This is a genomic window from uncultured Sphingomonas sp. (assembly GCF_964244265.1).
Classification (GTDB): Bacteria; Pseudomonadota; Alphaproteobacteria; order Sphingomonadales; family Sphingomonadaceae; genus Sphingomonas.
This window is the reverse complement of sequence record NZ_CAXTHV010000034.1, coordinates 13,543-31,122: the sequence shown is the minus strand read 5'-3', so window position 1 is coordinate 31,122 and position 17,580 is coordinate 13,543. Positions and strand designations below refer to the sequence as shown.

The 17,580-nt window shown below is 68.4% G+C and carries 19 protein-coding genes; 10 read left to right on the top strand and 9 right to left on the bottom strand.

Annotated elements, in window-relative coordinates:
- The coding region (locus ACFE7K_RS13335; protein WP_375398685.1) for a hypothetical protein at window positions 1–815 on the top strand (815 nt) is incomplete at its 5' end.
- 771 nt (window positions 816–1,586) lie between these two features.
- On the opposite strand, the gene dnaJ is transcribed toward ACFE7K_RS13335, so the two are convergent.
- On the bottom strand, window positions 1,587–2,705 hold the full coding sequence (dnaJ, locus tag ACFE7K_RS13330; protein ID WP_375398684.1) for a molecular chaperone DnaJ: 1,119 nt from the start codon (window positions 2,703–2,705) through the stop codon (window positions 1,587–1,589).
- A 114-nt stretch (window positions 2,706–2,819) separates the two neighbouring features.
- Window positions 2,820–4,733, bottom strand: coding sequence for a molecular chaperone DnaK (gene dnaK / locus ACFE7K_RS13325; protein WP_375398683.1), 1,914 nt, complete (start codon window positions 4,731–4,733; stop codon window positions 2,820–2,822).
- A 168-nt stretch (window positions 4,734–4,901) separates the two neighbouring features.
- Between dnaK and ACFE7K_RS13320 the strand changes: the two genes are divergently transcribed.
- Window positions 4,902–5,345: a copper chaperone PCu(A)C gene (locus tag ACFE7K_RS13320; RefSeq protein ID WP_375398682.1), complete on the top strand. Its 444-nt coding sequence runs from the start codon at window positions 4,902–4,904 to the stop codon at window positions 5,343–5,345.
- A gap of 47 nt (window positions 5,346–5,392) precedes the next feature.
- Window positions 5,393–5,836 carry a vgr related protein gene (locus ACFE7K_RS13315; RefSeq protein ID WP_375398681.1) on the top strand — a complete coding sequence of 148 codons (444 nt, stop codon included), beginning with the start codon at window positions 5,393–5,395 and terminating at the stop codon, window positions 5,834–5,836.
- A 44-nt stretch (window positions 5,837–5,880) separates the two neighbouring features.
- Here the strand turns inward: ACFE7K_RS13315 and ACFE7K_RS13310 are convergent, their stop codons facing one another.
- From ACFE7K_RS13310 to hrcA, 4 genes are read right to left on the bottom strand one after another with little or no spacing between them, the layout of a single operon-like run.
- Complete coding sequence (locus ACFE7K_RS13310; protein WP_375398680.1) at window positions 5,881–7,107, bottom strand: threonine synthase; 1,227 nt, start codon at window positions 7,105–7,107, stop codon at window positions 5,881–5,883.
- 19 nt (window positions 7,108–7,126) lie between these two features.
- Window positions 7,127–7,312 (bottom strand): hypothetical protein, encoded by a 186-nt coding sequence (locus ACFE7K_RS13305; protein ID WP_375398679.1) that lies wholly within the window; start codon window positions 7,310–7,312, stop codon window positions 7,127–7,129.
- A 4-nt stretch (window positions 7,313–7,316) separates the two neighbouring features.
- Entirely contained in the window at window positions 7,317–7,871 is a 555-nt protein-coding gene (locus tag ACFE7K_RS13300; RefSeq protein WP_375398678.1) for a nucleotide exchange factor GrpE, read from the bottom strand.
- Window positions 7,872–7,899: 28 nt separating this feature from the next.
- Entirely contained in the window at window positions 7,900–8,940 is a 1,041-nt protein-coding gene (gene hrcA, locus ACFE7K_RS13295; protein ID WP_375398677.1) for a heat-inducible transcriptional repressor HrcA, read from the bottom strand.
- A 239-nt stretch (window positions 8,941–9,179) separates the two neighbouring features.
- Between hrcA and rph the strand changes: the two genes are divergently transcribed.
- Genes rph through hemW form a run of 3 tightly spaced genes read left to right on the top strand, consistent with a single transcriptional unit; the run spans window position 9,180 to window position 11,673 of the window.
- Entirely contained in the window at window positions 9,180–9,893 is a 714-nt protein-coding gene (rph, locus tag ACFE7K_RS13290; protein ID WP_375398676.1) for a ribonuclease PH, read from the top strand.
- Entirely contained in the window at window positions 9,890–10,519 is a 630-nt protein-coding gene (rdgB, locus tag ACFE7K_RS13285; RefSeq protein ID WP_375398675.1) for an RdgB/HAM1 family non-canonical purine NTP pyrophosphatase, read from the top strand. Before rph ends, rdgB begins: the two co-directional genes overlap by 4 nt.
- A complete protein-coding gene (gene hemW / locus ACFE7K_RS13280; protein ID WP_375398674.1) occupies window positions 10,519–11,673 on the top strand; it encodes a radical SAM family heme chaperone HemW in 1,155 nt (384 codons plus the stop codon). The genes rdgB and hemW overlap by 1 nt, the downstream gene beginning before the upstream one ends.
- A gap of 62 nt (window positions 11,674–11,735) precedes the next feature.
- Here the strand turns inward: hemW and ACFE7K_RS13275 are convergent, their stop codons facing one another.
- The gene (locus ACFE7K_RS13275) at window positions 11,736–12,920 is read right to left on the bottom strand and encodes a penicillin-binding protein activator (RefSeq protein WP_375398687.1); all 1,185 of its coding nucleotides are present in this window, start codon (window positions 12,918–12,920) and stop codon (window positions 11,736–11,738) included.
- Between the two features lie 44 nt (window positions 12,921–12,964).
- On the opposite strand from ACFE7K_RS13275, the gene rsmI reads away from it, so the two are divergent.
- From rsmI to ACFE7K_RS13255, 4 genes are all read left to right on the top strand, one after another.
- Window positions 12,965–13,798 carry a 16S rRNA (cytidine(1402)-2'-O)-methyltransferase gene (gene rsmI, locus ACFE7K_RS13270; RefSeq protein ID WP_375398673.1) on the top strand — a complete coding sequence of 278 codons (834 nt, stop codon included), beginning with the start codon at window positions 12,965–12,967 and terminating at the stop codon, window positions 13,796–13,798.
- A complete protein-coding gene (locus tag ACFE7K_RS13265; protein WP_375398672.1) occupies window positions 13,795–14,163 on the top strand; it encodes a YraN family protein in 369 nt (122 codons plus the stop codon). The genes rsmI and ACFE7K_RS13265 overlap by 4 nt, the downstream gene beginning before the upstream one ends.
- 103 nt (window positions 14,164–14,266) lie before the next feature.
- Entirely contained in the window at window positions 14,267–15,247 is a 981-nt protein-coding gene (gene gshB / locus ACFE7K_RS13260; protein WP_375398671.1) for a glutathione synthase, read from the top strand.
- Window positions 15,244–15,843: a DedA family protein gene (locus ACFE7K_RS13255; protein ID WP_375398670.1), complete on the top strand. Its 600-nt coding sequence runs from the start codon at window positions 15,244–15,246 to the stop codon at window positions 15,841–15,843. The genes gshB and ACFE7K_RS13255 overlap by 4 nt, the downstream gene beginning before the upstream one ends.
- Window positions 15,844–15,849: 6 nt before the next feature.
- Here the strand turns inward: ACFE7K_RS13255 and ACFE7K_RS13250 are convergent, their stop codons facing one another.
- Both ACFE7K_RS13250 and ACFE7K_RS13245 read right to left on the bottom strand, forming a co-directional pair.
- The gene (locus tag ACFE7K_RS13250; RefSeq protein WP_375398669.1) at window positions 15,850–16,725 is read right to left on the bottom strand and encodes a tyrosine recombinase XerC; all 876 of its coding nucleotides are present in this window, start codon (window positions 16,723–16,725) and stop codon (window positions 15,850–15,852) included.
- Between the two features lie 23 nt (window positions 16,726–16,748).
- Window positions 16,749–17,507: a competence/damage-inducible protein A gene (locus ACFE7K_RS13245; RefSeq protein ID WP_375398668.1), complete on the bottom strand. Its 759-nt coding sequence runs from the start codon at window positions 17,505–17,507 to the stop codon at window positions 16,749–16,751.
- Window positions 17,508–17,580: the final 73 nt, after the last annotated feature.

Sequence of the window (17,580 nt, the reverse complement as noted above, 5' to 3'; positions counted from 1 at the left end):
CCTCTCAGGAGTTAGGGCCTCCGACAAACCCGGGGCGGTTCAATCTCCTACGATTCAGCCACCTTGCATGGTCGGCACCGGTTACCGCATGTTACGGCCATAGCTACTTTCTGACACCTTCGGAGTTTGAGCGGCTGGTAACGGTTACGCACCAGATTGATAATCATCACGATGTGGAGGACTTTGGTCTGATCGAGGTGCTTGCCGCCGTAATGAACGGTCGCATCACTTACAGCGACGAGTCCTCGGCACGAGCAAGGATCGAGCGCCTATTTCTTGGAGGCGCCCTCGGTATAAATTTTGACAGGAACGTGCCCAGTAGGCTGGAACAGGCACTTGCCACGCCTGCGGGCGTGCAGCGGTTCCTCTCGGACCTAGATGATCTCGGGCCGGCGTTCGCGATGGAGGCGGCAGCAGCGACGCTTGCTAGGACCGTAGGGGCTGACCTGCGGCGTCAGCTAGACGTGCTCGGCACCGACCGCTCCTCGCTTGAGGATGCGCTCGAAGCGGTGTCGCACGCCAACCATCGTAAGTGCGAGGCCCTGAACACTACGTGCTGCAAGCTGCTTCAGGCTAGCGTGATCGTTGGCGCCGTCACGCCGGCCGTGCACGATATCATGCATCTCCAGCAACCAAGTCTAGCAGCGATTGGTACTGCTGCGCTCCCCATCCTCCTCACAATCGCGACGACTTCCACGAATCTGAAGGCCCATGTCGCCACCGCGCTAAAGACAACTATTGACGACAGCGACAGCGACCGCGTCATCATCGGCGAGCTCGGCGCGTTTGCACACCGCCTGCGCTCCCGGCATTGAGACTCGGGAGAGCGGCAGCGTACGCAGGACGATAGTGAGTACAAGCTGTTTGTCGACGGAGGATAATAACTATGCTTCTGCAGATTCCTGCCGCCAGCGGTTGCACCACCCATGTCCTCGACACGGCTGACATCCAAGAGATCGACGGCGGGAGGATTGTCATGTCCCAGTCGGGCGACGGGACTGGAAGGGTCGAGGACGCGCGCATCCGCACTTTTGACGGACGGGTGCTGGACATAGATCCCGCTTGGGTTGGCCCCGTGCTTGGCCAAGTCCGACGCGAACGAGGTTTCTGACGGACCGCTTACGGAAAGCGCAGAACGTATGTTTACGGCTGGAGCTAAACCTTAGCGAGCCTCACGCATCGACGATAAGCCACTTACGGCTGTGGCGTGTTCCCTTCACCCGCTCCAGCCTAGGCCCGCGCGGTTTAGGCGTTGTTTGGCCAGCGCCCGCTTGCGGAGTATCGGCTGAGCAGCTTCGGTGGCGTTGCAAGCTGGTCTGCGTGCAAATGCTGCAACTGCTCAATCTTGAAATTATATTGCGTTCCTACGCAACAAATCCCATTTGTGTCCGTGCCGGACTTAACCGGCATCTGGAGAAGCAACCATGCGCTTCGTGGATCTGATCGGCAGCACGATGGTGACTGTCGGCGTCCTCGCGCTGGTGGCGGGGGTTCTTACCCTCTGATCCATCGGCCCCGCCGTCCCTCAAAAGGGGGCGGCCTGGCGTCGATGACGAACCGGCGAAGCGCGACCAGCCGCGCGGAAATCATCCCCCGACCGCCTTCTTCACCTTCTGGAAGAATCCGTTGGTCTGCGGGCATTCGTCGCCGGTCTCGGTCTCGCGGAATGCCTCGAGCAGGTCGCGCTGCTTGGCCGACAGCCGGGTCGGGGTCTCGACGGTGATGCGCACGATCAAATCGCCCCTGCCCTTGCCCTGCAACACCGGCATGCCGGCGCCGCGCTGGCGCACCTCGCGGCCCGACTGCGTGCCGGCGGCGATGCGGATTTCGTGGCCCGTGCCGTCGGGGCCGGGGATGGTGATCGTCCCGCCCAAGGCGGCGGTGGTGAAGCTGATCGGCGCGTTGGCGATCAGCGTCGTGCCCTCGCGCGCAAAGACCGCATGCGGCGCCACATGGAGGAAGATATAGAGGTCGCCCGGCGGCGCCCCGCGCGGTCCTGCCTCGCCCTCGCCCGACAGGCGGATACGCGTGCCATCGTCGACCCCGGGGGGGACGTTGACGGTCAGCGTCTTGGTCTGCTCGACGCGGCCCTCGCCGCGGCAGTCGCGGCACGGATCGGTGATCACCTCGCCCGCGCCGTGGCAAGTGGGGCAGGTGCGCTCGACGACGAAGAAGCCCTGTTGCGCGCGCACCTTGCCATGTCCGGCGCAGGTCGCGCAGGCCCTGACCGCGGTGCCCGGGGTCGCGCCGGTGCCATTGCACGTGGTGCAGCCGGCGGCGACATCGACGGTGATCGTCGCCGACTTGCCGTGGAACGCATCCTCCAGCGTGACGTCCATGTCATAGCGCAGGTCGGCGCCGCGCCGCGCCTGGCGCCCGCCGCCGCGCCCGCCCATGAATTCGCCGAACACGCTTTCGAAGATGTCCGAAAAGCCGCCGAAATCCTGGGCCCCGCCGCCCCCGAACCCGCCACCCTGCTGGAAAGCGGCATGGCCGAACCGGTCATAGGCGGCGCGTTTCTGCGGATCCTTCAGGCAGTCATAGGCTTCGCTGACCGCCTTGAACTTGGCTTCCTGGTCCTTGCATCCGGCATTGCGGTCCGGATGATATTTCATCGCCAGCTTGCGATAGGACGATTTGATCGTCGCATCGTCGGCGGTACGCTCGATTTCGAGCAATTCGTAATAATCGACTTCGGTGCTCATCTACCTGGCCCCCGCCCCAACCCCGCACCCCAGCGGAAAGCCGGGATCTCAGGCGGTGCGCGATCCTGCCCGAGATGCCGGCTTTCGCGGATGTGACGGCTTGGGTTCATGCCCTTACGCCTTGGTATCGTCCACTTCGGAGAATTCGGCGTCGACGACATCCTCGCCGTCGCCGGCCTCGCGACCCGCCGTGGCACCGCCGGCCGGCGAGGCCTCGGCCTGGGCCTGCTTTTCGTAGATCGCCTGGCCCATCTTCATCGCCACCGTCGCCAGCGCCGACGCCTTCTCCTTCATCGCCTCGGCGTCATTGCCCTCGATCGCGGCCTTGGCATCGGCGATCGCCGCCTCGATCTCGCTTTTCAGCGCGGCGTCGATCTTGTCGCCATTTTCGGCCAGCTGGCGCTCGGTGGTGTGGACCAGCGATTCGGCGTTGTTCTTCGCCTCGGCCGCATCGCGCCGCTTCTTGTCCTCGTCGGCGAATTTCTCCGCGTCGCGGACCATCTGCTCGATATCGGCATCAGACAGGCCGCCCGACGCCTGGATGCGGATCTGCTGCTCCTTGCCGGTGCCCTTGTCGCGCGCCGAGACGTTGACGATGCCGTTGGCGTCGATGTCGAACGTGACCTCGATCTGCGGCACGCCGCGCGGCGCCGGGGGAATGCCGACCAGGTCGAACTGGCCGAGCATCTTGTTGTCCGCCGCCATTTCGCGTTCGCCCTGGAACACGCGGATCGTCACCGCCTGCTGATTGTCGTCGGCGGTCGAATAGGTCTGCGATTTTTTGGTCGGAATCGTCGTGTTGCGATCGATCATCCGGGTGAACACGCCGCCCAGCGTCTCGATGCCGAGCGACAGCGGGGTCACGTCGAGCAGCAGCACGTCCTTGACGTCGCCCTGCAGCACGCCGGCCTGGATCGCCGCGCCCATCGCCACGACCTCGTCGGGGTTGACGCCCGAATGCGGTTCCTTGCCGAAAAAGTCCTTCACCACCTGGCGCACCTTGGGCATGCGCGTCATGCCGCCGACCAGCACGACCTCGGCAATGTCCGAAGGCTTCATGCCGGCGTCGGCCAGCGCCTTCTTGCACGGCTCCAGCGTGCGCTGGATCAGGTCCTCGACCAGCCGCTCCAGGTCGGCGCGGGTGATCGACTTGACCAGATGCTTGGGGCCTGTCGCGTCAGCGGTGATGAACGGCAGGTTGACCTCGGTGGTCGCCGCCGACGACAGCTCGATCTTCGCCTTTTCCGCGGCTTCCTTCAGCCGCTGCAGCGCGAGCTTGTCCTTGGTCAGGTCGATGCCCTCGGCCTTTCTGAAGTCGGCCGCCAGGAAATCGAGCAGCTTGTTGTCGAAATCCTCGCCGCCCAGGAAGGTGTCGCCGTTGGTCGCCTTCACCTCGAACACGCCGTCGCCGATCTCGAGCACCGAGATGTCGAACGTGCCGCCGCCCAGGTCATAGACCGCGATCGTCTTGCCGTCCTGCTTCTCCAGCCCGTAAGCGAGCGCCGCCGCGGTCGGCTCATTGATGATCCGCTTGACGTCCAGCCCGGCGATCTGGCCGGCATCCTTGGTCGCCTGGCGCTGGGCGTCGTTGAAATAAGCGGGGACGGTGATCACCGCCTCGGTCACCGTCTCGCCCAGATAGGCCTCGGCGGTTTCCTTCATCTTCTGGAGGATGAAGGCGGAGATCTGCGACGGCGAATAATCGGTGCCGGCCGCCTTGACCCAGGCGTCGCCGTTCGATCCACGCACGATCGAATAGGGCACCAGCTCGGTGTCCTTCCTGGTGATCGGATCGTCGAAGCGGCGCCCGATCAGGCGCTTCACCGCGAACACCGTCGCATCGGGGTTGGTCACCGCCTGGCGCTTGGCCGGCTGGCCGATCAGCCGCTCGCCATCCTTTGCAAAGGCAACGATCGACGGCGTGGTGCGCGCGCCCTCGACATTCTCGATCACCTTGGGCTTCCCGCCCTCCATTACCGCCACGCAGCTGTTGGTGGTGCCCAGGTCAATTCCGATAATCTTAGCCATGGTCCTCGATCGGCCCCCGTCAAAAATAAACCAAGCTCCCGACCCTCACGAGAGGCGAAGGAAGCGCTCAAGTCGGCGATATAGGAGGGCTTTCGCTTGCCGCAAGATTGTCCGCCGCATACAGCCGTCGGCCAGTTGGCGATGTCCCGTTGCGGGAGGGGTGACAGGATGAAGGCTGTATGGCTGCTCGCGACGATGCTGCTGCTGGCCGCCACCGGGTGCCAGCGGAAAGAAATGGTGTCGGTCGGCGATGCGTGGATCAGGCTGGGCGCGGTGCCGCGCAGCCCGGGCGTCGCCTATTTCACGCTCCACGGCGGCCCCAGGGACATGGTCTTGCTCAGCGTCACGTCGCCCAATGTGATCCGCACCGAGATGCACGAAAGCATGACCAGGAGCGGGATGGCGACGATGGCGCCGATGGCGACCGTCGCGTTGCCGGCCCGCGCCACAATGGCGTTCGCGCCCGGCGGCAAGCACGTCATGCTGTTCGACGTCAACCCCGCAATCAAGCGGGGCGGCGTCCAGACGTTGCGCTTCACCTTTGCCGACGGCCTGATCCTGATGCGCGACGCCAGGGTGGTTGCCGCCGGCGACCCGGCGCCCAAGTTCTGACTCCCGTCCGCCCCCTGACCGTCGGCGAGATCGACCTGTGCCGGTCGGTGTTCGGCGACGCGATCGACTATGCGCCGGTGCGCGTGGTGCTCGGCAAATGGGCGTTCTTCCAGCCCAGGGACGTGGTGATGACTCCGCGCGGGCGGATCCACTTCCACCCCCACGGCACCGCCTACCATGACGATTTCAGCCATGCGGGGCTGGGCGGCCAGGGGCTGTTCGTCCACGAGATGGTGCATGTCTGGCAGCATCAATCGGGCATCTTCCTGCCGCTTCGCCGCATGCCCTGGGCGCGATACCATTACGCCGTGCGTGCCGGCTGGGGGCTGGGCAGATACGGCCTGGAGCAGCAGGCGGAGATCGTTCGCCACGCGTTCATGCTCGGCCACAACGCGCTGATCGCCGGCGCCCCGCCCCTGGCGCAGCTGAAGACGATCCTGCCGTTTTCGCCGATGCACGAGGCGAGCCATGCAGTCCCCGAGTCGCGCTGATCGCGCGCCGCAAATGTGCCCTCAGCACATTCCCAAACGGACTCCTAAAGCGTACCGAAATCTATCACCGCATTCTTGTCGAGCGCCTGGTTGGCCTCGGGCATCGGGTATTTCAGGCCGGTCGCGCAGTTGAACAGCACGACCTCGTCCTCTTCGTCGACCAGGCCGTCGGCCAGTGCCGCGCGATACGCCGCCAGCGTGGCGCCGCCTTCGGGACACAGCAGCAGGCCGTCCCGCCGCGCGCAGTCCTCGACCGCCTTCAGGATCGCCGGGTCACCCACCGCCAGCGCCTTGCCGCCGCTTTCGCGCACCGCGCGCAGGATCAGGAAATCGCCGATCGCCCTGGGCACGCGGATGCCCGCGGCGACGGTATGTGCGTCCGTCCAGCGCTCGGCATGTTCCTCGCCCGCCTCGAACGCCTTGACGATCGGCGCGCAGCCGCTCGCCTGGACGGCGAACATCTTCGGCCGCTCGGCGCCGATCCAGCCGATCTGCTCCATCTCGTCAAATGCCTTCCACATCCCGATCAGGCCGGTGCCGCCGCCGGTCGGGTAGAAGATCGCGCGCGGCAGCCGCCAGCCGAATTGCGCCGCCAGTTCCAGCCCCATCGTCTTCTTGCCCTCGATCCGGTACGGCTCCTTTAGGGTCGAGAAATCGAACCAGCGCCCCTCCGCCGCGCCCTTGCCGACGATCGCGCCGCATTCGTCGATCAGGCCGTTGACGCGGTACGCGCGCGCGCCCTGCATCGCGATCTCGCGCACGTTGATCTCGGGCGTATCGTCCGGGCAGAACACGATCGTTTCGATCCCCACCCGGCTGGCATACGCCGCCAGCGCCGCGCCGGCATTGCCGTTGGTCGGCATCGCGATCCTGGTGACGCCCAGCTCGCGCGCCATCGCCACCGCCATCACCAGTCCGCGCGCCTTAAAGCTGCCGGTCGGCAAGCGCCCTTCGTCCTTGACCAGCACGTTCGGCCCGCCGCTCGATCTGGGGATGGCGATCAGCGGCGTCTCGATCTCGCCCAGGCTGACGATGCTGCTGGTGCGCCGCACCGGCAGCAGCTCGCGCCAGCGCCACAGATCGGTCGGCCGCGCCGCGATCGTCGCCCGCGGCACGGCCGCGCGGACCATGTCGAGATCGTACCGCACCAGCAGCGGCTTGCCCGCCCGCGACAGGCCATGGAGCCGGTCCGCCGCGTAGCGCTCGCCGGTCAGCGAGCATTCGAGATGCGTGACGAAGGTCGGGCGGTCGGCGATGAGGTTGGGGTTCATCGTTCGCCTTTAGGCACGGCTACTCGTCAAACTCCAGCGCGGCCGCTGCACCTCCGGTGAGATTGTTCGGCCGGTTCGGCTCGACCGGGATCGGATCGTCGCCGGCGGTATGCCCGCCCGGCCTCTTGCGCTTGCGCGACAGCGCTTGCTTGGCCAGGCGCCCGAGCGACGTATGCTCCGGTTGCCGATCGTAGCGCGGACGCATTGCTTCACTCCCCCTTCTTCGCGACCCCGACCATCGACGGCCGCAACAGCCGGTCCTTGAGCATGTAGCCGGCCTGCATCTCCTGGATGATCGTGCCCGGCGCGGCGTCGCTCGGCAGCTCCAGCATCGCCTGGTGCTTGTTGGGATCGAGGGTCTCGCCCATTGCTGCGATCTTGACGATGCCGTTGCGCTGGAACACCGCGTCCAGCTCGCGCTTGGTCGCCTCCAGCCCGACGATCAGGCCCTTCAGCCGCTCGTCGCCGCGCAGCTCGTCGGGGATCGCCGACAACCCGCGGTCGAGATTGTCGGCGACCGACAGGATGTCGCGCGAAAAGGCGGTGACGGCATAATTGCGCGCGTCGCCCGCCTCCTTTTCGGCGCGGCGGCGGACGTTCTGCGCCTCGGCATGGGCGTACATCACCGCCGCCTTGGCCTCGGCCAGCTCACCCTCCAGCTCGGCCAGGCGGTCGTGCTCGGCCAGTTCGGGCGCGGCCTCGGCCGTCGCCTCGCGCAGGTCGCCGGCGGTGTCCAGGGTCTCGCTCTTGTCGTCTTCGGTCATCTCGTGTTTTTCTGTGTTCCTGGCCGCCCTAGCCGATCAGCCGGGCGAGCGTTGCTGCGGTGAAATCCACCATGGGCACGACGCGCGCATAGTTCAACCGCGTCGGGCCGATCACCGCGACCACCCCCACGACGCGCCCGTCCAGCCCGCGAAACGGCCGGGCGATCACCGACGATCCCGACAGCGCGAACAATTTGTTCTCGGCGCCGATGAAGATCCGCGTCGAATCGCCGGTCCGCGCGCTGTCGAGCAGATGCGCGACCTCCTGCTTGCCGTCGAGATCGTCGAGCAGGTCGCGGACGCGCTCCAGGTCGGCGGCGGCGGCGGCGTCGATCAGCCGGCCCTGGCCGCGCACGATCAGCACGGGGCGGCGGTCGCCATCCTCGCTCCATACCACCAGCCCGCGCTCGACCAGGTCCGCCGCCGCGACGTCCAGCGCGACGCGATCGGCGGACAGCTGGCGGTCGAGCCGTGCCCGTGCCTCGGCCAGCGACAGCCCGGCCAGCGTCGCCGACATGTAATTGCCCGCCTCGACCAGCGCCGACGGCGTGGTGCCGGGCATCAGCTCGATCACCCGGTTCTCGACCTGGCCGTCATCGCCGACGATCACCGCCAGCGCGCGATCGGGCGCCAGCCAGACGAAGCTGATATGGCGCAGCACCAGCTCGGCCTTGGGCACCAGCACCAGCCCCGCGCAGGCCGACAGGCCGCTGAGCGCCGCCGTGGTCGCCGCCAGCGCGTCCTCGACCGGGCCACCCGATCCGATCCGCGCCTCGATCGTCGCGCGTTCCTCGAACGACGGCTCGGCGACGCGCATCATCCCGTCGACGAACAGGCGCAGGCCCAGGTCGGTCGGCAACCGGCCCGCCGAAATATGCGGCGAGGCGAGCAGCCCCAGCGTCTCCAGCTCGGCCATCACGCTGCGGATCGACGCCGGCGACAGCTGCACCGCGCCCAGCCCGGCGAGCGTCCGCGATCCCACCGGCTGCCCCGTCTCCAGATAGCCCTCGACCACCGCCCGGAAGATGCCCCGCGCGCGGTCGCTCAATTCGGTGACGGGGGTTGTCATCGGCCGGATGTAGGCGGGGCGGGGCGATCGCTCAATCTTTGTCCGCTGTCCTACACACCGACGCGGGTGATACATCCTTGACCTGGTCCGGGCGAGGGGAGACCGCCCGCCGTCCTGCTCGGTCCACCTGGCGGTAGGGCGTGAACTTCCGTGAACTTTGCCCTCCCAGGTGTGCCCAACGTCATTGCCGCCCGCCTGGCCAGCGCCTACGGGCAGCGCTTCGACACCAGGAGACCGACATGCGCCCCAGCGGACGCGCGCCCGACCAGATGCGCCCGATCACCATCGAACCGCGCTTCACGCGTCATGCCGAAGGATCGGTGCTGATCGGCTTTGGCGACACCAAGGTGCTGGTCACCGCCTCGGTCGAGGAGAAGGTGCCGCCGTTCATGCGCGGCCGGGGCGAGGGATGGGTGACCGCCGAATACGGCATGCTGCCGCGCGCCACGCATACCCGCGGCAATCGCGAGGCGGCCAAGGGCAGGCAATCGGGGCGGACGCAGGAAATCCAGCGGCTGATCGGGCGGAGCTTGCGCGCGGTCACCGACATGAAGCTGCTCGGCGAACGGCAGATCGTGCTCGATTGCGATGTGATCCAGGCCGATGGCGGCACGCGCACCGCCTCGATCTCGGGCGCGTGGGTCGCGCTGCGCCTGGCGGTCGACGGGCTGCTCGCCTCGGGCAAGCTGACCGCGGACCCGCTGACCCAGAAGGTCGCCGCGATCAGCTGCGGCATCCACCAGGGCACGCCCGTCCTCGACCTCGATTATGCCGAGGACTCGACCGCCGATGCAGACGCCAATTTCGTGCTGCTTCAAAACGGCAACATCGCCGAGGCGCAGGCGACCGCCGAGGGCGCGACCTATGACGAGGAAGCGCTGCTGCGATTGCTGCGGCTGGCGCGGATCGGCTGCGCCGACATCTTTGCGGCACAGGGACGCGCAGTGGCATGAGCGGGGAGGGCGGCGCCCCCCAGGCGATCCGCAAGCTCGCGCCGGGCAGGCTGGTCATCGCCAGCCACAATGAAGGCAAGGTGCGGGAAATCCGCGCGCTGCTCGGCCCCCACGGCATCGATCCGGTGTCGGCGGCCGAGCTCGATCTGCCCGAGCCCGAGGAGACCGGCACCACGTTCGTCGCCAATGCCGAGCTGAAGGCGCGGCAGGCGGCCGATTTGTCCGGGCTGCCCGCGCTGGCCGACGACAGCGGGCTGTGCGTCGCCGCACTGGGCGGCGATCCGGGTATCTTCTCGGCGCGTTGGGCAGGGCCCGACAAGGATTTCGCGTTGGCGATGCGGCTGGTGCAAGACCGGCTGGAGGCGCTGGGCCCCGAAGCGTATCGCGCCGCCTGGTTCGTCTGCGCGCTGGCGCTTGCCTGGCCCGACGGGCATGTCGAATGGTTCGAAGGGCGGGTCGGCGGCACGTTGGTCTGGCCGCCGCGCGGCGGCCTGGGCTTCGGCTACGACCCGCTGTTCGTCCCCCACGGCCGCATTGAGACTTTCGGCGAGATGGACCAGGACCTCAAGCATGCGATCAGCCATCGCGCCGACGCTTTCCGCCAGCTGGTCGCGGCGGTGCTGTAGTGGCGGACGCGCTTGCGCTGTACGTCCACTGGCCGTTCTGCGTCTCGAAATGTCCGTATTGCGACTTCAACAGCCATGTCCGCGCCGCGGTCGACCAGCCGGCATGGCGCGACGCGCTGATTGCCGACTTGCGGCATGAAGCGATGGAAACCGGACGGCGGCGGCTCGGTTCGGTGTTCTTCGGCGGCGGCACGCCCTCGCTCATGCCCTCGGCGACGGTCGCGGCGGTGCTGGCCGAGGCCGAGGCGCTGTGGGGCTTCGCGTCCGATATCGAGATCACGCTGGAGGCCAATCCGTCGTCGGTCGAGGCGGCGCGGTTCGGCGATCTCGCCGCCGCCGGGGTCAATCGCGTCAGCCTGGGGCTGCAGGCGCTCGACGACGCCGCGCTGCGTTTCCTGGGCCGTGCGCATGACGTGGCGGAGGGGCTGGCCGCGCTTGATACCGCGCAGGCGGCGTTCGATCGCGTCAGCTTCGACCTGATCTATGCCCGCCCCGGCCAGCCGCTTGCCGCGTGGCTGACTGAACTGGAACGCGCGCTTGCGTTCGGCACCGAGCACCTGTCGCTGTACCAATTGACCATCGAGCCCGGCACGCGCTTCGCCACCGAGGCTGCGGCGGGCCGGCTGACGCTGCCCGACGGCGATGCCGGCGCGGACCTGTTCGAGGCGACGCGCGGGGCGCTGACCGCGGCGGGGCTGCCCGCTTACGAGGTATCAAACCATGCCCGGCCGGGGGCGGAGAGCCGCCACAACCTGACCTATTGGCGCTATCGCGACTATGCGGGGGTCGGGCCGGGCGCGCATGGCCGGCGCGGCGGCGTGGCGACGATGCGGCGGCGCAAACCCGAAAACTGGCTGGCGGCGGTGGTGCGCAACGGTCATGGCATCGAGGCCGCCGACCGCCTGACGCCCGCCGAGCGGGTCACGGAAGCGCTGGTCATGGGGTTGCGGCTGGCCGAGGGCGTCGACCTGGCGCGGATCGCGATGGTGGGGGAACAGCCGATCGCGCGGCTGATCGATCTCGGCATGGTCGATCGGCTGGCGGCGCTCGGCCTGGTGGCGATCGACGACCGCCGGCTGACCGTGACCGAGGGGGGCATGCCGGTGCTCGACGCGATCCTGCGCGAGGTGGTGGCGAAAGCGGTGGCCGCGTGAGGCGTGCTTGGCGGGCGGCACGACGGTGAAATGCGCACGTGCACGCGTTTACCAACCGGCCCTCAGAACCCGCCCGGCGCCGGCGAGATCGTCACCGTCGTGCCGCCGCGTATTTCCTGCACCTCCAGCGCGCGTTCGGCGATGCCGTCGCGGCCGAAGCGGAACGCGCCGTCGATCCCGGCAAAGCCGCTCCTGTCGCGCAACCGGTCCTCGGGGAACGGGGCGCCGACCGGCCAGTCGCGGGCGATGCGGATCGTCAGCAGCACCGCGTCATAGCCCATGCTCGACAGGCGATAGGGCGCCGCGCCGAACCGCGCACGGTATTTGACGGCATATTGGCGATACAGCGTGTCGGAAACGCTGGCGAACCAGGCGCCGTTCAGCGTCGGCCTGGCGGCGATCGTGGCTTCGGAATTCCACAATTCGACCCCCAGTATCCGTGCGCTGCCCAGCCCGGCCTTGCGCACCAGCGGCACGATGTTGGCAGCCGTCATCCCGCTGTCGGCGATCAGCACCGCGCCCAGCGGCGCCGACTTGCCCAGCCTGACGGCCGCCGCGCCGATCGACGCGGGTGCGCGATCATAGGTCTGGAGCGACAGCACCTGGCCTTTGTCGTCCTCGACCGCGCGCAGGAAAGCGGTCGACGCGCGTTGGCCGTACACTCCGTTGGCGACCAGCCCGCCATAGGTCGTGATGCCCTGGTCGGCGGCATAGTCGATGACGCGCACGATCGATTGCGCCGGCGAGTTGCCGAGCAGGTACGCGCCCGTCGACGCCACGCTGGTGTCGTTGGAAAAGCTGATGATCGGAACGCCGGCGCGGCGCGCAAGCGGCGCCACGGCGCGGACGTCGTCGGCCAGCAACGGTCCCAGGATCAACTGCGCACCCTCGGCGATCGCGCGGTCGGCCGCCGCTGCCGCTCCGGTCGCGGTATCATAAGTGGTGATCCGCAGCTGGTCGTTATTGGTGTCGAGCAGCGCGAGCTGGGTGGCGTTGGCGATCGACCGGCCGATCCCGCCATTGCCGCCGGTCATCGGCACGAGCAGCGCGATACGGTGGCGCGTGCTGTCGCTGGGCAGCCCCGGCTCGACCACCGGTCCGGTATCCGGGCGGACGACCGGCGCCACCGGGGCGGGGGGCGCCGCGCCGCGGGGCACCACGGTCGCGCAGGCGCCCAGCAGCAGCGCCCCGGCGACCGCCGCCATCCGCGGCAGCCGGCGCCGCCACGGCGTTCCCCATTGTGACATGCCCCATTGCGACATGATTGCGGCGTCTGCCATGACATCCCCCAATGACTTCGGTTCTAGCACCCGGCCTGTACATCGTCGCCACCCCGATCGGCAATCTCGGCGATCTGTCGCCGCGCGCCGCCGCGGTCCTGGCCGGCGCGGCGGTGGTCGCGGCGGAGGACACGCGGGTGACCGGGGGGCTGTTGCGGCACATCGGCGTCAAGCGGCCGATGATCGCCTATCATGATCACAATGCCGATCGCGTCCGCCCCGGGCTGATCGCGCGGATGGCCGGCGAAGCGGTCGCGCTGGTATCGGACGCGGGCACGCCGCTGATTTCCGATCCCGGATACAAATTGGTGCGCGAGGCGCGCGCGGCCGGGCATGAGGTGGTGACGATCCCCGGCCCGTGCGCGGCGATCGCGGCACTGACGCTGGCCGGGCTGCCCACCGATCGCTTCCTGTTCGTCGGCTTCCTGCCGGGCAAGGCCGGCGCGCGCGACGTGGCGATCGCCGAGGTGGCGGGGATCCGCGCCACTTTGGTGCTCTACGAATCGGGGCCGCGACTGGCCACGACGCTGGCGGCGCTGGCGGCGGGGCTGGGCGACCGCGCGGCGGCGGTGACGCGGGAGATCACCAAGAAGTTCGAGGAGGCGGTGACCGGCACGCTGGCGACGCTCGCCGCGCGCTATGCCGAGGCCGCGCCGCGTGGCGAGATCGTGGTGGTCGTGGCGCCGCCGGGCGAGGCCATACCCGCCAGCGACGCCGATGCCGACGCCGCGCTGGTCGAGGCGCTGACCCGCCTGCCGGCATCGAAGGCGGCGAGCGAGATAGCCAGGCGGCTGAATCTCGATCGCCGCGAGCTGTATGCCCGTGCCCTGGCGATGAAGGGGTGAGGCGGCCGGGCACCGGCCAGCGCCGCGCCGCCGAGGCTGCCGGCCGCCGCGCCGAGCGTATCGCCGGCTGGTGGCTGCGGCTCAAGGGGTGGCGCATCCTCGACCGGCGCGTGCGCACGCCCGTCGGAGAAATCGACCTGGTGGCGCGCAAGGGCGCTCTGGTCGCATTCGTCGAGGTCAAGAGCCGCGCGACCGATGCCGAGCTCGATTATGCGATTGACGAGCGTCGTCTGGCCCGCGTCGCCGCGGCGGCGGAGGTGTTGATGCCGCGCTATGCCGGGCCGGACGACGATATCCGCATCGACGTCGTGCTGATTGCGCCGGGCATGCGCCCGCGGCACATCGAGAATGCCTGGATCGGATGACTTTGGTCGTGCTCCCCGCTAAATCCTCCCTGCCCGCGAAAGCTGGCATCTCTGCCGAGGGAGACCCCAGCTTCCGCCGGGGTGACGGCCAAAGGGAGCGCAGATGACCCTCGCCGTCGCTGTCCAGATGGACCCCTTGGAGTCGATCAACATCGCCGGCGATTCGACGTTCGCGCTGATGCTGAGCGCGCAGGCGCGCGGCCATCGGCTGTTCCATTATACCGCCGAGGCGCTCAACCATGCCGACGGCCGGGTCTGGGCAAGGGCGCATCCGGTGACGGTGCGGCGCGCGGCGGGCGACCACTTTGTCTTTGCCGATCCGGTGTCGCTTGATCTCGGGTCGGATGCCGATGTCGTGCTGATGCGTCAGGACCCGCCGTTCGACTTGGGCTATATCACCGCCACCCACCTGCTCGAACGGATCGCCCACCGCACCCTGGTGGTCAACGACCCCGCCAGCGTCCGCAACGCGCCCGAAAAGATGTTCGTCCTGGATTATGCGCGATTCATGCCGCCCACGCTCGTCACCCGCAGCCTGGACGAGGCGCGCGGGTTCCTGGCGATGCACGGCGAGATCGTCGTCAAGCCGATCCACGGCAATGGTGGCAAGGCGGTGTTCAAGGTCGACGCGGCGGGCACCAACCTGTCCGCGCTGATCGAGGTCTTCAACATGACCTGGCGCGAACCGCACATGCTGCAGGCGTTCCTGCCCGGCGTTGCCGAGGGCGACAAGAGGATCGTGCTGGTCGACGGCGAGGTAGCCGGGGCGATCAACCGGATCCCGGGGAAGGGCGAATTCCGGTCCAACCTGGCGGTCGGCGGGTCGGCGGTGAAGACCGAGCTGACGCCGCGCGAGCGGGAGATCTGCGCCGCCCTGGCGCCCGAACTGAAGGCGCGCGGGCTGCTGTTTGTCGGCATCGACGTGATCGGCGGCGAGTGGCTGACCGAGATTAACGTGACGTCGCCGACCGGCATCGTCGCGATCGAACGGCTCGACGGGGTCGACGTCGCGGCGATGATCTGGGACGCGATCGAGGCGAAGCTGGCGGCGCGCGGCTCGTGGCGCGGCGGCGACGCATCATGACCGAATGGTTCCTGCGGGTGGTCGAGGATTGGGGCTATCTTGGCATCGTCCTGCTCATGGCGCTGGAAAATGTCGTACCGCCGGTGCCGTCGGAAGTGATCATGGGGTTTGGCGGGATCGCCGTGGCGCGCGGGAAGATGGATTTCGTCGCGCTGGTCGTCGCGGGCACGATCGGCTCGACGCTGGGCAATTGCTTCTGGTATGAACTCGGGCGGCGGCTTGGACTGGACCGGCTGCGGCCGGTCGTCGAACGTCATGGCCGCTGGCTGACCGTCGACTGGTCCGATGTCGAGCGGATCGACGCCTTCTTTCGGCGCCATGGCCAGTGGCTGGTTTTTGCGGTGCGCTTCGCGCCGGTCATGCGGACGATGATCTCGCTGCCGGCGGGGGTGACCCACATGAACCGCTGGACGTTCCTGGCCTTCACCGCCGCCGGCACGACGATCTGGAACATCTTCCTGGTCGGTGCCGGATGGTGGCTGGGCGAGAACTTCCGCCGTGCCGAGGCGTGGATGGGGCCGACCGCCCTGGTGTTGTGCGGGCTGGGGGGGCTTTACTACCTCTGGCGCGTGGCGACGTGGCGGCCGCGCGGCTAGGGAACCCTACGCGCGGGGATGCGCGTTGCGATAGACGTCGAGCAGGTGCGCGGCGTCGACCGCGGTATAGATCTGGGTCGAGCTCAGGCTGGCATGGCCGAGCAGCTCCTGCAGCTGGCGCAGGTCGGCGCCGCGGCCCAGCAGGTGCGTGGCAAAGCTGTGGCGCAAGGCATGCGGCGTGGTGCGCTCGCTCAACCCCAGGCGGATGCGCGCGCCGCGCACCGATCGCCGGATGACGCCCGTCGCCAACGGCCCGCCTTTGGCGCCCCGGAACAGCGCGTCGGGGCGCGGCAGCGGCCACGGACACGCCGCGACATAGGCCTCGATCGCCGCGCGCACCTGCGGCAGCAGCGGGACGATCCGGGTCTTGTCGCGCTTGCCGGTGACGACCATCGTTTCGCCCAGCGGCAGGATGGCGGCTGTCAACCCGATCGCCTCGCCGATCCGCAGTCCGGCGCCATAGAGCAGCAGCAATATCGCCCAGTCGCGCGCGCCGATCCACGGCTGGGCGGCGTCTTCGGCTACTTCCTCGGCCAGCGCCACTGCGTCGGCGGGCGCGATCGGCCGCGGCACGCCCCGCTTGACGCGCGGCCCCCGCAGGCCGGGCAGTGCCTCGTCGCCGGTCGCCCAGCGCAGGAACGTCCGCACCGCCGACAATTCGCGTGCGGCCGACGCATTGCCCAGCCCCGCCGACCGCCGACAGGCGAGATAGGCGCGCAGGTCGGGGGCGGTGACCCTGGCCAGCGTCGCTCGCTCGACCGCCTCGCCCCAATGATCCTGCAGGAACCCGACCAGCCGCATGGCAACCGCGACATAGGCACGCACGGTGTGCGTCGACCGCCGCCGGTCACGGGAGAGGTGGCTGCCGAAGGCGAGGGTCAACGGTTGATCCACGATCCCTGATATCAGATGCCGTCCGCCACCACCGCCGCTCCGGTGTCGGCGATGCGCGCGGTCAAATCGTCGATCGTCGCGTCGACCGCGGCGGGGTCCGGGCTGCGCACCACGAAGTTCGCGCCGACCCGGCCCTCGCGGAAGAACGGATAGCTGCCGATCGCGACCCCGTCATGCGCCCGTTCCGTATCGCGCAGCATGTCGGCGATCTCGCTTTCGGCAACCCAGCAGCCGATCGTCCGGCTGATTACCGGCCGCCCGCCCTCCAGCGTGCCGGTCAGCGCGTCGAGCATGCCCGCGGCGATGTGCGGCACGCCTGCCATGATGAACAAATTGGCGATGCGGATACCCGGCGCGCCCGACATCCGGTTCTCGATCAGGTCGGCGCCCTCAGGCACGCGCGCCATGCGGAGCCGCGCCTCGGTCGCGCCGCCGCGACTGGCATAATAGGCTTCCAGCACCGCGACCGCACGGGGATGGTGGACTACCGGCAGGTCGAGCGCCGCCGCGACGGCATCGACCGTGATATCGTCGTGCGTCGGGCCGATCCCGCCGGTGGTGAACAGATAGTCGTTGCGGGCCCGCAGCGTGTTGACCGCCTCCACGATCGCCGCCTCGTCATCGCCGACGACGCGCACCTCGGCCAGGCGGATACCCTGGACGTTGAGCCAGGCGGCGATCTGCGCGACGTTCTTGTCCTGCGTGCGCCCCGACAGGATCTCGTCGCCAATCACCACCAGGGCCGCGGTCCAGATGCGTTCGGAAGCCATCACCGCCTTCCTAGCGCCAAGCGGACACCCGCGCCAACCGCAAAGCACGGCACTCGCAACCGTCGATGAAGCT

Bases quoted from the DNA above. Each gene is read 5' to 3' on its own strand.
- dnaJ (WP_375398684.1), bottom strand. From the start codon at position 2,705: ATGAGCACCGAAGTCGATTATTACGAATTGCTCGAAATCGAGCGTACC.
- dnaK (WP_375398683.1), bottom strand. From the start codon at position 4,733: ATGGCTAAGATTATCGGAATTGACCTGGGCACCACCAACAGCTGCGTG.
- ACFE7K_RS13320 (WP_375398682.1), top strand. From the start codon at position 4,902: ATGAAGGCTGTATGGCTGCTCGCGACGATGCTGCTGCTGGCCGCCACC.
- ACFE7K_RS13310 (WP_375398680.1), bottom strand. From the start codon at position 7,107: ATGAACCCCAACCTCATCGCCGACCGCCCGACCTTCGTCACGCATCTC.
- ACFE7K_RS13305 (WP_375398679.1), bottom strand. From the start codon at position 7,312: ATGCGTCCGCGCTACGATCGGCAACCGGAGCATACGTCGCTCGGGCGC.
- ACFE7K_RS13300 (WP_375398678.1), bottom strand. From the start codon at position 7,871: ATGACCGAAGACGACAAGAGCGAGACCCTGGACACCGCCGGCGACCTG.
- hrcA (WP_375398677.1), bottom strand. From the start codon at position 8,940: ATGACAACCCCCGTCACCGAATTGAGCGACCGCGCGCGGGGCATCTTC.
- rph (WP_375398676.1), top strand. From the start codon at position 9,180: ATGCGCCCCAGCGGACGCGCGCCCGACCAGATGCGCCCGATCACCATC.
- rdgB (WP_375398675.1), top strand. From the start codon at position 9,890: ATGAGCGGGGAGGGCGGCGCCCCCCAGGCGATCCGCAAGCTCGCGCCG.
- ACFE7K_RS13275 (WP_375398687.1), bottom strand. From the start codon at position 12,920: ATGTCACAATGGGGAACGCCGTGGCGGCGCCGGCTGCCGCGGATGGCG.
- rsmI (WP_375398673.1), top strand. From the start codon at position 12,965: ATGACTTCGGTTCTAGCACCCGGCCTGTACATCGTCGCCACCCCGATC.
- gshB (WP_375398671.1), top strand. From the start codon at position 14,267: ATGACCCTCGCCGTCGCTGTCCAGATGGACCCCTTGGAGTCGATCAAC.
- ACFE7K_RS13255 (WP_375398670.1), top strand. From the start codon at position 15,244: ATGACCGAATGGTTCCTGCGGGTGGTCGAGGATTGGGGCTATCTTGGC.
- ACFE7K_RS13245 (WP_375398668.1), bottom strand. From the start codon at position 17,507: ATGGCTTCCGAACGCATCTGGACCGCGGCCCTGGTGGTGATTGGCGAC.